At 75.9% G+C, this 13,192-nt stretch carries 15 protein-coding genes; 6 read left to right on the top strand and 9 right to left on the bottom strand.

The features are described from left to right. Positions 1-180 precede the first annotated feature (180 nt). The 5 genes from ACI79S_RS18790 to ACI79S_RS18770 all read right to left on the bottom strand — a co-directional run bounded on the left by ACI79S_RS18790 (position 181) and on the right by ACI79S_RS18770 (position 4,894). Positions 181-690 (bottom strand): MaoC family dehydratase, encoded by a 510-nt coding sequence (locus ACI79S_RS18790; RefSeq protein WP_091928934.1) that lies wholly within the window; start codon positions 688-690, stop codon positions 181-183. A gap of 93 nt (positions 691-783) precedes the next feature. Beyond that, positions 784-1,296 (bottom strand): DUF6912 family protein, encoded by a 513-nt coding sequence (locus ACI79S_RS18785; RefSeq protein WP_456594960.1) that lies wholly within the window; start codon positions 1,294-1,296, stop codon positions 784-786. 75 nt (positions 1,297-1,371) lie between these two features. Next, positions 1,372-2,751: a WS/DGAT/MGAT family O-acyltransferase gene (locus ACI79S_RS18780; protein ID WP_456594959.1), complete on the bottom strand. Its 1,380-nt coding sequence runs from the start codon at positions 2,749-2,751 to the stop codon at positions 1,372-1,374. A gap of 62 nt (positions 2,752-2,813) precedes the next feature. Further along, positions 2,814-4,109 carry an AAA family ATPase gene (locus ACI79S_RS18775; protein WP_456594958.1) on the bottom strand — a complete coding sequence of 432 codons (1,296 nt, stop codon included), beginning with the start codon at positions 4,107-4,109 and terminating at the stop codon, positions 2,814-2,816. Next, complete coding sequence (locus ACI79S_RS18770; protein ID WP_456594957.1) at positions 4,109-4,894, bottom strand: SAF domain-containing protein; 786 nt, start codon at positions 4,892-4,894, stop codon at positions 4,109-4,111. The genes ACI79S_RS18775 and ACI79S_RS18770 overlap by 1 nt, the downstream gene beginning before the upstream one ends. A gap of 201 nt (positions 4,895-5,095) precedes the next feature. Here ACI79S_RS18770 and ACI79S_RS18765 point away from each other — a divergent pair, with 201 nt between their 5' ends. Continuing rightward, the gene (locus ACI79S_RS18765; RefSeq protein ID WP_456594956.1) at positions 5,096-5,347 is read left to right on the top strand and encodes a helix-turn-helix domain-containing protein; all 252 of its coding nucleotides are present in this window, start codon (positions 5,096-5,098) and stop codon (positions 5,345-5,347) included. 4 nt (positions 5,348-5,351) lie between these two features. On the opposite strand, the gene ACI79S_RS18760 is transcribed toward ACI79S_RS18765, so the two are convergent. Further along, on the bottom strand, positions 5,352-5,921 hold the full coding sequence (locus ACI79S_RS18760) for a hypothetical protein (RefSeq protein WP_456594955.1): 570 nt from the start codon (positions 5,919-5,921) through the stop codon (positions 5,352-5,354). A gap of 96 nt (positions 5,922-6,017) precedes the next feature. Between ACI79S_RS18760 and ACI79S_RS18755 the strand changes: the two genes are divergently transcribed. Together ACI79S_RS18755 and ACI79S_RS18750 are read left to right on the top strand one after the other, a co-directional pair. Further along, entirely contained in the window at positions 6,018-6,746 is a 729-nt protein-coding gene (locus tag ACI79S_RS18755) for a LysM peptidoglycan-binding domain-containing protein (protein ID WP_456594954.1), read from the top strand. A gap of 41 nt (positions 6,747-6,787) precedes the next feature. After that, on the top strand, positions 6,788-7,330 hold the full coding sequence (locus ACI79S_RS18750) for an Rv3235 family protein (RefSeq protein ID WP_456594953.1): 543 nt from the start codon (positions 6,788-6,790) through the stop codon (positions 7,328-7,330). Between the two features lie 136 nt (positions 7,331-7,466). Here the strand turns inward: ACI79S_RS18750 and secA are convergent, their stop codons facing one another. Next, positions 7,467-10,499 carry a preprotein translocase subunit SecA gene (gene secA, locus ACI79S_RS18745; RefSeq protein ID WP_456594952.1) on the bottom strand — a complete coding sequence of 1,011 codons (3,033 nt, stop codon included), beginning with the start codon at positions 10,497-10,499 and terminating at the stop codon, positions 7,467-7,469. Positions 10,500-10,582: 83 nt separating this feature from the next. On the opposite strand from secA, the gene ACI79S_RS18740 reads away from it, so the two are divergent. The 3 genes from ACI79S_RS18740 to ACI79S_RS18730 are packed head-to-tail and all read left to right on the top strand — an operon-like array spanning position 10,583 to position 11,587. Beyond that, positions 10,583-10,975, top strand: a complete 393-nt coding sequence (locus ACI79S_RS18740) for a pyridoxamine 5'-phosphate oxidase family protein (protein WP_456594951.1) — start codon at positions 10,583-10,585, stop codon at positions 10,973-10,975. Between the two features lie 10 nt (positions 10,976-10,985). Then, a complete protein-coding gene (locus ACI79S_RS18735) occupies positions 10,986-11,171 on the top strand; it encodes a GNAT family N-acetyltransferase (protein WP_456594962.1) in 186 nt (61 codons plus the stop codon). Next, positions 11,165-11,587, top strand: coding sequence for a GNAT family N-acetyltransferase (locus ACI79S_RS18730; protein ID WP_456594961.1), 423 nt, complete (start codon positions 11,165-11,167; stop codon positions 11,585-11,587). Before ACI79S_RS18735 ends, ACI79S_RS18730 begins: the two co-directional genes overlap by 7 nt. A 38-nt stretch (positions 11,588-11,625) precedes the next feature. Here ACI79S_RS18730 and hpf read toward each other — a convergent pair whose 3' ends face one another. Both hpf and ACI79S_RS18720 read right to left on the bottom strand, forming a co-directional pair. Beyond that, complete coding sequence (gene hpf, locus ACI79S_RS18725) at positions 11,626-12,312, bottom strand: ribosome hibernation-promoting factor, HPF/YfiA family (RefSeq protein WP_456594950.1); 687 nt, start codon at positions 12,310-12,312, stop codon at positions 11,626-11,628. 40 nt (positions 12,313-12,352) lie between these two features. Continuing rightward, positions 12,353-13,138: a ComF family protein gene (locus ACI79S_RS18720; RefSeq protein WP_456594949.1), complete on the bottom strand. Its 786-nt coding sequence runs from the start codon at positions 13,136-13,138 to the stop codon at positions 12,353-12,355. Positions 13,139-13,192 lie beyond the last annotated feature (54 nt).

Below are 13,192 nucleotides of genomic sequence, written 5' to 3'. Positions count from 1 at the left end.
CCCCCCCCCCCCCCCCCCCCCCCCCCCCCCCCCCCCCCCCCCCCCCCCCCCCCCCCCCCCCCCCCCCCCCCCCCCCCCCCCCCCCCCCCCCCCCCCCCCCCCCCCCCCCCCCCCCCCCCCGCCCCCCGCCCCCCCCCCCCCCCCCCCCCCCCCCCCCCCCCCCCCCCCCCCCCCGCCGTCTCAGCCGCGGGGGGTGGGCTCCGGGCGGCCGGGCTGCTCGCCGCCGCGGGCCTCCCCGTACGAGCGCTTGGGCACCATGACCTTGCGCCGGAAGATGCAGACGACGGTGCCGTCCTGCTTGTAGCCGATGGTCTCCACGTGCACGACGCCGCGGTCGTCCTTCGACTTCGACGGCGTCTTGTCCAGCACCGTCGTCTCGCCGTAGATCGTGTCGCCGTGGAAGGTCGGGGCGACGTGCCGCAGCGACTCGATCTCCAGGTTGGCGATCGCCTTGCCCGAGACGTCGGGGACGCTCATGCCGAGCAGCAGCGAGTAGATGTAGTTCCCGACGACGACGTTCTTGCCGAAGTCGGTGGTCTTCTCCGCGTAGTTGACGTCCATGTGCAGCGGGTGGTGGTTCATCGTCAGCAGGCAGAACAGGTGGTCGTCGTACTCGGTGACCGTCTTCCCGGGCCAGTGCTTGTAGACGGCCCCGACCTCGAACTCCTCGTAGTACCGACCGAACTGCATCTCGCTGGCTCCCGACGTCGACGCTGACAGACGGCTGGTGATCTTACGGACGCGGCAGGGGCCGGCATCCGCGGGCGCCCGGCTCCCCCGGCGTCAGAGCAGCTCCAGGACCGGTCCGAGCTCCTGCCTGGCGTACCAGCCGAGCTCGTGCCCCTCGGCCTGGTCGACGACGAACTGCGCGTCCTCGCTGCCGAGGTCGGCCTCCAGGACGACGGCCACCGCCCGGCGGACGTCCTCCTCGGCCGCGGCGTCGTCGATGTGCGCGCTCACGACCTCGGGCAGCCGCACCTCGTGGGCCAGCCGGGCCGCGCCGCGCTCGACGTGCGGGTCGTCCATCGGGGTCACCGCGTCGTCGGGCACGTCGGCGGCGAGCACCACCCGGCGGCGGGCCGCCAGGGGGTCGAGGTCGAGCAGCCGCAAGCTCGCCCGCGCTGCGGCCAGGAGGGCGGCGTACTCCAGCTCCTCGGTGTCGGCCTCCGCGTCGCTGAGCGCGTAGAACTCGCGCAGCTGCGGGGTGACCGCGAAGACGGTCTGCGGAGCGGCCAGCTGCCCCTCGTCGACCAGGGTGCGGAGCACGTTCGTCGTCGCCGGCAGGTACACGCGCACCCGGCTGACCCCCTTCGTCGGTGGAAGGACGACCGTAGCGGCTGCCCCGGCGCCGGCCGCCACCCGGAGGGCGGGTCAGTGCGAGGTCTCGACCAGCCCCGCGACCTCCTGCTCGATGAGGTCGGCGAGCACCTCGACGTCGCCGACGCTGTCCCGGTCGGCGTTCAGGCCGAAGAACACCGTGCCGTCGTAGGAGGTCATGCCGATCGACAGCCCCTGCCCACGGGCCAGCGGCACCACCGGGAACACCTCGAGCACCCGGCCACCGGCGGCGTACAGGGGCACCTGGGGGCCGGGCACGTTGGTCACCACGAGGTTGAACAGCCGCCGGGAGAGCCCCCGCGCCGCCCGGGCACCCAGCGCGTGCAGCGTCGACGGCGCGAACCCGCTGAGCGCGATCAGGCTGTCCGCCCCGACCGACTGCCCGTGCTGGGTGAGCCCGCGCATGGCGTAGGTCAGCCGGGAGAGCCGGACCCTCGGGTTGGGCTCGCCCACCGGCAGGTCGACCAGGTGGGAGGTGACCTGGCTGCCGGCGGAGCCGTCCTCGTCCTGCACCGACACCGGCACCAGGGCCCGCACCGACGTGCCGCCGACGAGCGGCTCACCACGCGAGAGCAGCCACTCCCGCAGCGCCCCGGCGACGACGGTCAGCAGCACGTCGTTCACCGTCCCGCCGTGCGCCTTGCGGACCCGCTTGAGGTCGTCCAGGTCCGCGCACGCCACCGCCACCCGGCGCTGCCGCCCGATCGGCGCGTTCAGCGGGCTGTGCGGCGCCGGGAGGATCGCCGACCGCGCGGTGCGGACCAGCCCACCGGCCACGCCGCCGATCCGCACGGCGGTCGCCCGCACGTCGGTGACGGCCGACCGGGTGAGCTCCACCAGCGAGGACGGCCGGCGCCGGTAGTCCTCGAGGGCCGACCACACGAGCTCGGCGCCGGAGGGCGGGCGCCGCGGCCGCCACTCGGCCGGTCGCGGCGCCGGCGCATCCGGTGACACGTCGAGCAGGACCTGCCCGATGTCGACGGCGCTGAGCCCGTCCACGAGCGCGGGGTGGGTCTTGGTCACCACCGCCACCCGGTTCCCGTCGAGGCCCTCGACGAGGTAGGCCTCCCACAGCGGGCGCCGCCGGTCCAGCGGGCGGGACATCAGCCGGGACACCAGGTCGAGCAGCTGCTGCTCCGTGCCCGGCCGCGGCAGCCCCGACCGGCGGAGGTGGTAGGCGATGTCGAAGTCGGGGTCGTCGACCCAGACGGGGTTGGCGAGGTGCCCCGGCACCTCGGCGACCCGCTGCCGGTACCGCGGCACCAGCGACAGCCGCGCCTCGACCAGCGCCGCGAGCGCGTCGAGGCCGCCCGGGGGCGTCTCGAGGACCAGCACCCCACCGACGTGCATGGGGACGCCCGGCTCCTCCAGGTAGAGGAACGAGGCCTCCAGGGTGCCCAACCGCTCGACCATCGCGCTCCTCCCGACCGGGTCCCCACGCTACGACGACGACGCGGTTCCGGACAGCCCGGTGCTCAGCCCGCCCGCCGGCCGCGCAGCGCACCGCGCCGACCGGCCGCGGGGACGGGGACCCCGGCGAGCTGGGCGGCCAGGGCGCGCAGCTCGGTGCGCAGCGGCGAGCCGGCCGCCGCCTCGGCCAGGGTGCGGCCGACCGCCAGCGCGGCGTCGGTCGCGCGCCGGTCGGCCGGGAGGAAGAACCGGGGCCGCCGGCCGGTGAAGCGCTCCAGGGCTTCCCCGACCTCCCGGCGCGGCTCACCGGGGACCGGCCCGCGGCGCAGCTGGTTCACGACCAGCAACGGCTCGACGTCGGGCAGCACGTCGCGCAGCTGCTCCAGCGCCCGCACGCACCGCTGGAGCGCGACGGGGTCGGCCCCGGTCACGCACAGCACCGTGTCCGCGTGCTCCAGGACGGCCAGCGTGGCGCCGTTCCGGCGCGGCGCAGCGGTGTCGAAGGAGAGCTCCTCGTCGTCCTCCACGGCGAAGGCGCAGTCGACGACGGTCAGCCGCGCGAGGCGGCGCGCCTCCTCGAGCACCGCGGCGACCGCGGCCGGGCGCAGCTCGGGCCACCGGTCGGCGCGGGCGAGGCCGGTGAGGACGCGCAGCTGGGGGCGGACCGCCCACGCCAGCGCGCCCAGGGAGGCCCCGTCCAGCGAGCCGAGGCCCGCCTGCCGGGCCGCGCCGGCGAGCCCGGGCGACTCGTCGAGCAGCCCGAGGACCTGCGCCACCACCCCGCCGTAGACGTCGGCGTCCACGAGCAGGGTGGGCACGTCCAGCCGAGCGGACTCGTCGGCCACGCCCACGGCGACCGTCGTCCGGCCGGGGGCCCCGGTCGGGCCCCAGACCGCCACCACCCGGCCCCGCTCCCCCGGCGGCCGTGCCGGCTGGACGGGGGCGCCGGGCCCGGGGAGCGCCGCGCGCGGATCGGCGACGTCGTGACCGGACGCCGGCCCGCCCGTGACCGCGTCCCGCAGCGCCCGGGCGATCAGCTCCGGATCGGCGTCGGCCGGCAGCACCTGGGCGACCCCGAGCCGGCGCAGCCGCTGCGCCGCGGCGTCGTCGCCGGGCTCCACCAGGCCCACGACCGCGACGCCGGCCGCGTGCAGCCGGGCCACCGTGTCGCCGTCGAGACGGCGCAGCTCCGCCGACAGCAGGGCCGCCTGACCCGTGCCGGTGGCGGCGGCGGCCAGCAGGTCGGAGATGTCGACGCAGCGCCGGACGACGGTGACCCCGTGGTCGTCGCGGTCGAGGGCGCCGACCAGCTCGGACTCCCAGCCGGCGCCGGTGACGGCGGTGAAGACCTGCAGCGCCATCAGCCGGTCGGCCCCGGAGCAGGTGCGGGCGGGGACGACGGTGCGGGCGTGGCCCGCGCCGCGATCGGCGGCGCCGGGGTGGCGGTCCGCCCCGCCGCGGTCGCGCCGGCCGGGTGGGCCACGACCACGAGCGGGCGCCCGGCGATGGCCGCCAGCACGTCCTCGGCGTCGTCGGCCGCGACGCTGACCACGACCTGCACCGTGGTGGTCGGTGTGGAGAGCACGCCCGAGGAGCTGCCCGACAGCGCCTGCACCGGCGCGGCGCCGACGACGAGGTCGACGCTGCCGACAGCCGGCCCGCCGGCCCCGGCCGCCGGGTCGGCGACGGCGTACACGTCGACCAGCTGCCCGCGGCGCAGCCCCGGGGGCACGTAGCCGGCCTGGACCGGCAGGGCCAGCTGCACCAGGTCCGACGGCTCCTCGAGGGCCGAGCGGGGCAGGAGCTCCCCGGCCCGGACCCCGCGGGCGAGGGTGTTCCCGTCCGGGCGGGTGCTGCCCGCCAGGTACCGGTCCGCGGCGTCGTCGAGCCGGACGTCGACCACCACGAGGTCATCGGCGGTCAGCACCGTCCCGGCCGCGAGGTCGTCGGCGGCGCTCCAGACCGGCACGGTGGCGTCCGCGGCGCTGACCACCCGTGCGCCGAGCAGGACCGAGGCGAGGACGAGCATCACCCGCAGCACCAGCCGGAGGTCCAGCCAGCCCGGCGCCCGGACGCGCCGTGGGGTGGGCCCCGCCGGCAGCTCTGCGGTGTCGGGGACGGCGCCCGGGGTGCGCACGGCGGTCACACGACCTTCTCTCTGCCGGCACGCCGCCGGCCCGGTCGGGCGCGTCGACCCGCGGGAACGGGCCGATGGCGGCATTGGGGTGCCGATGATGCGACACGCGTGCATCCGCGTGCATCCGCCGTCCACACGTTCGGGTGTGGACGGTCGCCACGGACCACCGGCACGGCTGACAGACTGGGCGGCGACCGGATGGAGACGCCGATGCCCACACCCCGCTTCCTGACCCTCGACGACGTCGCCGAGATCCTCAACGTCTCGTGGTCGCAGGCCTATGCGCTGGTGCGCCGCAAGGAGCTGATCGCCATCCAGATCGGCGGCCGCGGCCAGTGGCGGGTCGAGGTGGACGAGCTGGAGCGGTTCATCCAGCAGAAGTACGCCGAGGCCCGTGCGGGCACGGTGCCCACCGAGCCGGCCGCGGGCGCCGACGCCGAGGCCGCCGACCAGCGGGCCTGACGCCTCACTCCCAGCCCGGCACCAGGGTGCGCACCACGGCGACCGCGTCCACGACCACGGCCGTCACCCGCCGCACCGCGTGCGGGCGACGCGGCTGGTCTGCTGCGTGCTCGGCCACCTCCACGTAGTCGGCGCCCACCCGGTCGATCGTCCCGGTCACCTGCGTGCCGTCGTCCAGCACGAGCTGGACGGCGCTCCGGTCCCGCGCCAGCCCGCGCAGGGCCCGCCGCAGGTCCAGCCGCACCCGCACCGGGCCCGCCTCCTCCGCCGGCGCGGTCCACCGGCCCAGACCGTCGACGGCCCGGACCGCGGCGACCGCCACGAGCTGGTCGCGGCCCCGCTCGTCGGTGAGCAGCAGCCAGTCGCTCCCCCGGTCGGCGAGCACCCCCCGGACCCGGCCCGCACCGCGGCAGGTCACCACGAGTTCCGCGCCCAGCGCGCCCCCGATCCGGTCGGCCAGCCGGACGGCGCCGACCTCCGCGCGGGCGCGCGACGCCCACTCGGCCCGCTCCTCCGCCTCCTCCGCCGCCTCGAACTGCGCCTGCAGGTCGGCGAACAGCTGCTGCCACCGCATCTCCCACCTCCGCCGACAGCCTAGATCGTGTGAATACTTGCGTTTGCTTGCATTTGATTGCTTTAGTGACGCAACGTCAACACGGAAGAGGCGCGGATGTCGGTGCGACGACTGCTCGGGACGAGCATCGGCATGGCCGCGATCGCCGTCCCGCTGGGGCTGCTGACCCCCGCCGTCCCCACCTCCCTCTCCGCGCTCGGGGCCGCGCAGCGCACGGCCGACACGGCGGGCGCCGACGTCCTCGTCCTCCACCTGGTGGGCGTGCTCGCCTGGGCGGTGTGGGGATGGGGCGCGCTCGGCCTGGCGCTCACCGCGTGCTCGGCCCTGCCCGGCCCGGCCGGCGCCCTCGCCGGCGGCGCGCTCCGCGGACTGCTGCCCCGGTCCGCACGCCGGGCCGCCTCGCTCGCCCTGGGCGTCGGCCTGGGCCTCGCCCCACCGCTGGTGGTCACCGCCGCGCCCGGGCCGCCGGCCGCCGCCGCGGCGGAGGAGGTCCCGGGTCGGCCCGGTCCGGGAGCCGGCGCCGCCGTCCCCGACTGGCCGGCCCCGGCGCCACCTGCCGCGCCGACGCCGGACGACGGTGCGCGGGCCGATGCCCTGCCCGACTGGCCGCCGGCCCCCTCCGCCGACGAGCACGTCGTCGTGCGCGGTGACTGCCTCTGGCGCATCGCCGAGGCCCACCTGGCGCGCACCTGGGGGCGCGCGCCCGCCACCGCCGAGGTGGCCACCGCCGTGGGGGCCTGGTGGCGCGCCAACGCCGACGTGATCGGCCCCGACCCCGACCTGCTGCTGCCCGGCCAGGTGCTGCGCCCTCCCGCCCTGCCCTGACCCGCCCGTCCGCCACCGACCGCCACCGACCGGGAGCCCCGATGACCGCGCCGTCCCGCACCGCCCCACCCAGCGCACGACCGGCCCTGCGCCTGACCGTCGTCCCCACACCGCAGCCGCCGGCCGAGCCGTTGCCGGCCCTGCGCCTGGTGCACCCGGGACAGCCGCTCCCCCGGCTCGTCCCGCCCCCCGGCCCCCGGCCGAGCGGTGCGGCCCCCGCCGCGGCACGGGACGAGTTCGGGCCGGTCCCGACGGGGCGGGACGAACTCCCCCCGGTCGGCGCGGCGGCCCGGCGGCTGGTGACCACGGCGCTGGAGGCGCTGACCGGGCGGCGACCGCTCGCCCAGGTGCGGTCGCTGGCCTCGCCCGGCGTCTACGCGGCGCTGTCGGCCGGCCGCCGGCCGCGGTGGTGCGCCGAGGGCAACGCACCGGTGGTGATCGGCCGGGTGCGCGTCTGCGAGCCGGTGGACGGGGTCGCGGAGGTCAGCGCCGTCGCGCACCGGGGTGGCCGGGCGCACGCCGTGGCCGCCCGGCTGGAGGGCATGGACGGCCAGTGGCGCTGCACGGTGCTGCAGATCGGCTGAGCCCGCGGGGCACCGGCACGACGACGCCCCGCCGACCGGGTGCCGGTCGGCGGGGCGTCGTGGCGGGCGTCCGGGGGGGCACCCCCGAACTCACGAGGGATGAGGGGTCCGTGCGGAGCGGGACGCGATCCTTCTCCTAGTTGCCGGCGGCCCCGTGGCACTGCTTGTACTTCCGGCCCGACCCGCACGGGCAGGGCGCGTTGCGCGGGGTCTCCTTGGTGCCGGAGACCGTCGCCGTCTTCGCGGCCTTGGCCCGGCCGCTCTCCGCCGGCGAGGTGTCCAGGCTGGGCGCGGAGTAGGTGAGGTTCTCCGGCGCGCGGCGCGGCTCGTCGAGCCCCTTGACCGCCAGCACCGGCCCGGTGCCGGCCGGGGCCGCCTCCTCGGCTGCCTCGGCGGCCGGCGCGGGAGCTGCCGGAGCAGGGACCTCCGACGGGGGCGCCGGAGCAGGGGCATCCGCGACAGCGGCCGCCGGATCCGGGGCCTCCACCAGCGGGGCGTTCGGTGCCGCAGGCGCCGACGAGCGGCGCGCCGTCGCGGCCGCGGCGCCACCGGCGGCCGCCTTCGCCGCCGCGGCCTGCCGGGCCAGCAGCTTCGCCGTGCCGGCCTGGGCAGCCGCCAGCGCCTTGGCCTCGGCCTCGGCCTGCTTGGCCTTCGCCTCGGCCTCCTGCTCGTCCTTGGTCTTGACCTCGAGGTTGAACAGGAAGCCGACCGACTCCTCCTTGATGCCGTCGAGCATCGCCACGAACATGTCGTAGCCCTCGCGCTGGTACTCCACGACCGGGTCGCGGTTGGCCATCGCGCGCAGGTGGATGCCGGCCCGCAGGTAGTCCATCTCGTACAGGTGCTCGCGCCACTTGCGGTCCAGCACGCTGAGCAGCACCCGCCGCTCCAGCTCGCGCATGACCTCCGCGCCGAGCGCGGCCTCCCGCTCCTCGTAGGCGCGGTGGACGTCGTCGAGCAGAGTCGTCTTGAGGTCCTCGGCGGAGAGGTCGGACTGCTCCCCACCGGCCTTCTGAGCGATGAGCTCGTCGACGGTGACCCCGACCGGGTACAGCGCCTTGAGCCCGCTCCACAGCTGGTCGAGGTCCCAGTCCTCGGCGTACCCGGTCTCGGTGGCGCCGTCCACGTAGGCGGAGACCACGTCGTCGACCATCGACCGCACCTGCTCGTGCAGGTCGGCCCCCTCGAGCACCTTGCGCCGCTCGTCGTAGATGACGGTGCGCTGGCGGTTGAGGACCTCGTCGTACTTGAGGACGTTCTTGCGGACCTCGAAGTTCTGCTGCTCGACCTGGGTCTGCGCCGAGAGGATCGCCCGGCTGACCATCTTCGACTCGATGGGCTGGTCGTCGGGCACCCGGAGGGTGTTCATCATCGACTCGAGCATCGGGCCGTTGAACCGGCGCATGAGGTCGTCACCCAGGGAGAGGTAGAACCGCGACTCCCCGGGGTCGCCCTGCCGGCCGGAACGCCCGCGCAGCTGGTTGTCGATCCGCCGGCTCTCGTGCCGCTCGGTGCCGAGGACGTACAACCCGCCCGCTTCCGCGACAGCCTCGTGCTCGGCCTTCACCTGCGCCTGGGCCACCTCGAGGGCCTCGTCCCAGGCGGCCTCGTACTCCTCCGGGGTCTCCGCCGGCGACAACCCGCGGGCGCGCAGCGCCTCGTCGGCGATGAACTCGGCGTTGCCACCGAGCTGGATGTCGGTACCGCGCCCGGCCATGTTGGTGGCGACGGTGACCGCGCCCGGCCGCCCGGCCAGCGCGATGATCGACGCCTCCCGGGCGTGGTTCTTGGCGTTCAGCACCTCGTGCGGGATCCCGCGCCGGAGCAGGTACTTCGACAGGACCTCGGACTTCTCGACGCTGGCGGTGCCCACGAGCACCGGCTGGCCGGCCTCGTGCCGCTCGGCGATGTCGTCGACGACGGCGTCGAACTTCGCCTTCTCCGTCTTGTAGATGACGTCGGAGCGGTCCTGCCGCACCATCGGCCGGTTCGTGGGGATCGGGACGACCCCGAGCTTGTAGGTCTGGTGCAGCTCGGCGGCCTCGGTCTGGGCCGTGCCGGTCATGCCCGAGAGCTTCTCGTAGAGCCGGAAGTAGTTCTGCAGGGTGATCGTGGCGAGCGTCTGGTTCTCGTCCTTGATCTTCACCCGCTCCTTGGCCTCGATGGCCTGGTGCATGCCCTCGTTGTAGCGGCGCCCGGCCAGCACGCGGCCGGTGAACTCGTCGACGATGAGCACCTCGCCGTTGCTGACGATGTACTGCTGGTCCTTCTTGAACAGCTCCTTGGCCTTGAGGGCGTTGTTCAGGTAGCCGATCAGCGGGGTGTTGACCGCCTCGTAGAGGTTGTCGATGCCGAGCTGGTCCTCGACGAACTCCACACCCTCCTCGGTGACGGCGACGGTGCGCTTGTCCTCCTCCACCTCGTAGTGGAGGTCGCGCTTCATCAGCGGCACGATCCGCGCGAACTCCTGGTACCACTTGCCGGCGGTCTCGGCGGGGCCGCTGATGATCAGCGGGGTGCGGGCCTCGTCGATGAGGATGGAGTCGACCTCGTCGACGATCGCGTAGTGGTGCCCGCGCTGCACCAGGTCGGCCTTGCTCCAGGCCATGTTGTCGCGCAGGTAGTCGAAGCCGAACTCGTTGTTCGTGCCGTAGGTGATGTCGCAGGCGTACAGCTCGCGCCGCTGCGCGGGGGTCTGGCCGGACAGGATGCTGCCGACCGACAGCCCCAGGAAGCGGTGCACGCGGCCCATCCACTCGGCGTCGCGCTTGGCCAGGTAGTCGTTGACCGTGACCACGTGGACGCCCTTGCCGGAGAGCGCGTTGAGGTAGGCGGGGAGGACACCGGTGAGCGTCTTGCCCTCACCGGTGCGCATCTCGGCGATGTTGCCCAGGTGCAGCGCCGCACCGCCCATGAGCTGCACGCGGAAGTGCCGCTGCCCCAGGGTGCGGGTGGCCGCCTCGCGGACGACGGCGAAGGCCTCGGGCAGGAGCGCGTCGAGGGACTCGCCGTCGGCGTGGCGCGCCTTGAACTCGTCGGTCTTCGCCCGGAGCTCCGCATCGGAGAGGTCGGTGTAGTCGTCGGCGAGCGACTCCACGGCGTCGGCGATTCTGCCGAGGCGTCGGACCAGCTTGCCCTCACCGGCACGGAGGATCTTCGAGAACAGCACGCCCCCAGCGTAGGCGGCCCGGCCACAGCTGCGGTCGCGGCGACCGCCCCGGGCACCACGCGCCCCATCCGTACGCTGCAGCGATGGCACGCGATCCGTCCGCCCCCGGCCCCGGGCTGCTGGAGTTCCTCACCGAGCGGCACCTCGCGACGCTGACCACCCTGCGCCCCGACGGCACCCCGCACGTGGTGCCCGTCGGCGTCACCTACGACGCGCCGACCCGGACCGCCCGGGTGATCACCTCCGGCACCTCCGTGAAGGCGCGGCACGTCCGCGGCGGGCAGTCCCGGGTCGCCGTCTGCCAGGTCGACGGGCGGCGCTGGGCCACCCTGGAGGGCACCGCCGTCGTCCGCGAGGACGCCGCCTCCGTGGCCGACGCGGTGGAGCGGTACGCGCGGCGGTACAAGCAGCCGCGGGAGAACCCGGCCCGGGTCGTCATCGAGATCTCGGTGGACCGCATCCTCGGCAACGTATGACGATGCCCGCGTGACGTGGGATCCGCGGCCCCGGCCGGAGGCCCACCGCGAGCCTGCGAGTGGTGAGTGGGCCGGGGTCCCTTCGCTGACCACCGAGACGTTGCGCACCGAGCGGCTCGTGCTGCGCCCGTTCCGCACCGGCGACGCCGACGCGGTGCACCGGGCGTCCCAGGACCCGGAGACCCAGCGCTGGTAGAAGGACCCCCGTGCCCCCAGCCCTCGCAGGCTCGGGCCGGGTCCCTGCACGGGCGCCACGCGGAGCGCAGCGAGGGCACCGGGCTCTCCGTCGTCATCGAGGCCGACGGGCGCCTGGCCGGGACCGGAGGGCTGTACCTCCGTCCCGGGCGGCTCGGTCCGGAGATCGGCTACCAGATCGCCCCCTGGGCGCGCGGGAACGGCTACGCCGCGGAGGCCGCGCACGCCCTCGCTGAGTGGGCGCTGGGGCTCGGTGCCCCGCGGGTGCACCTGTTCGTCGACGTCGGCAACGCGGCGTCCCGGACCGTCGCCCGCCGCGCGGGCTTCCGCGAGGAGGGCGTCGTCCGGCGCTGCCTGGCCGACCGCGACGGCAGGTGGGCCGACGCCGTCCTGTTCGGCCGGGTGGCCGGGGACTGATCCGGCGGGGGTGCGGGAGACCGCACCCCCGCCGGGGGTCAGCGGCCGGCCGAGCTGGCCACGGGCTGCTGCGCCGGCGCGGCGCCGTCCGAGGTCACCGGGTCCAGGCGGATGAGCCCGTAGTCGTAGGCGTGCCGGCGGTAGACGACCGTCGGCTGGCCGGTGTCGGCGCACTGGAAGAGGTAGAAGTCGTGGCCGACCAGCTCCATCTCGTGGAGGGCCTGGTCGACGGTCATCGGTGTCGCCGGGTGGTGCTTCTCCCGCACGATCTGCCCGGGCAGGTGTTCGTCGAGGTCGGTGACGTGGGTCCCGGAAGCCAGTTCGCGGTCGAGCTGGAGCTGCTGCTCGATGGTCAGCTCGGGGTGGCCGGTGTCCGGCGCGGCGCCGTTGAGGCGCACGCTGTCGGGGGTGCGCCGGCCGTGGTGCACCCGGCGGCGGTCGGCCGCCCGGCGCAGCCGGTTGTCCAGCTTGCCGGAGGCCAGGTCGAGCGCGGCGTAGAAGTCCGGGCCCGCGGCCTCGGCGCGGATCACCGGCCCCTTGCCGCGCAGGGTGATCTCCACCCGCTGGCAGCTGGCCGACTGGCGCGGGTTCTTCTCGTGGAAGAGCTCGACGTCGATGCGGGACAGCTTGGCGTCGAACCGCTCCAGCTGACCCACCTTGTCCTCGACGTGCTGGCGGTAGTGCTCAGGGACCTCGACGTTGCGACCACGGACCACGATCTCCATGGGACCTCCCGGTTGGGGACGGGCGTTGGTCGCTTCGACGCTAGTCCTTCCCCCCGCACCGCGACAGTCGATCGAGGTCGTGGTGGAGGACGGTCCCGGACCGGTACGCGGGGCTCCCGTGGGCGCCCCGCGCAGGGCCCGCCGGCGCGCGCGGAGTGGCCGCGACGACCGCCGCGACCACCGCACCGGCCGGGCCCGGCGCGGCTCCCAGCACCCGCGCCGCCTCGGTCAGCGTGGCCCCCGTGGTCACCACGTCGTCGACCAGCACCACCAGGGCGCCGGCCGGTCGACGCGGGCCGGTGAGCTCGAAGGTGCCGGCCAGGTTGGCCCGCCGTTCGGCGGCGGACAGCCCCGACGAGTCCCGGACGCGGCCGCGCCGGCGCAGCACCCGGCCCTCGTCGGCCGCCACCCCGGCCGCCCGCAGCTCGGCCACGGCACGGCGGGTCAGCTCGCGCACGTGGTCGCGGCCCCGGGACCGGAGCGCGGCGCGGGAGGCGGGGACCGGCACCAGCAGCAGCGGTGACTCCCCGGCCACCCCCAGCCGGACGGCGGCGACCGCCAGCGCGAGCGCGGTGCCCAGCGGCGCCGCCAGCTCCGCCCGGCCGTGCTCCTTGAACGCGTTGACCACCGGGCGCACCGGTCCCGCGTAGACGGCCGCGGCGACCGTCGGCGGGAAGCCCGCGGGGAACCGCCGGGGCGAGGCGAGGTGCGGTACGGCCAGCAGCCCGGCGCAGCGGACGCAGAGCGCCGCTCCCGGGATCCCGCACCCCGCGCAGCAGCGGGGCAGCACGAGGTCGGCCAGCGCCGACAGCACCCCGGAGCCCACCGCTCCAGCCTGCCCGGCGGAGCCGCCCCCGGGTCGCGTGCGGCCGGCGGTTGT

Source organism: Blastococcus sp. SYSU DS1024 (assembly GCF_054050795.1).
Note: the sequence above shows the minus strand (reverse complement) of the source record. Positions and strands in the feature narration are given on the sequence as shown.

Bases quoted from the DNA above. Each gene is read 5' to 3' on its own strand.
- ACI79S_RS18775 (WP_456594958.1), bottom strand. From the start codon at position 4,109: ATGGCGCTGCAGGTCTTCACCGCCGTCACCGGCGCCGGCTGGGAGTCC.
- ACI79S_RS18755 (WP_456594954.1), top strand. From the start codon at position 6,018: ATGTCGGTGCGACGACTGCTCGGGACGAGCATCGGCATGGCCGCGATC.
- ACI79S_RS18740 (WP_456594951.1), top strand. From the start codon at position 10,583: ATGGCACGCGATCCGTCCGCCCCCGGCCCCGGGCTGCTGGAGTTCCTC.
- ACI79S_RS18765 (WP_456594956.1), top strand. From the start codon at position 5,096: ATGCCCACACCCCGCTTCCTGACCCTCGACGACGTCGCCGAGATCCTC.
- hpf (WP_456594950.1), bottom strand. From the start codon at position 12,312: ATGGAGATCGTGGTCCGTGGTCGCAACGTCGAGGTCCCTGAGCACTAC.
- ACI79S_RS18780 (WP_456594959.1), bottom strand. From the start codon at position 2,751: ATGGTCGAGCGGTTGGGCACCCTGGAGGCCTCGTTCCTCTACCTGGAG.
- ACI79S_RS18750 (WP_456594953.1), top strand. From the start codon at position 6,788: ATGACCGCGCCGTCCCGCACCGCCCCACCCAGCGCACGACCGGCCCTG.
- ACI79S_RS18760 (WP_456594955.1), bottom strand. From the start codon at position 5,921: ATGCGGTGGCAGCAGCTGTTCGCCGACCTGCAGGCGCAGTTCGAGGCG.
- ACI79S_RS18790 (WP_091928934.1), bottom strand. From the start codon at position 690: ATGCAGTTCGGTCGGTACTACGAGGAGTTCGAGGTCGGGGCCGTCTAC.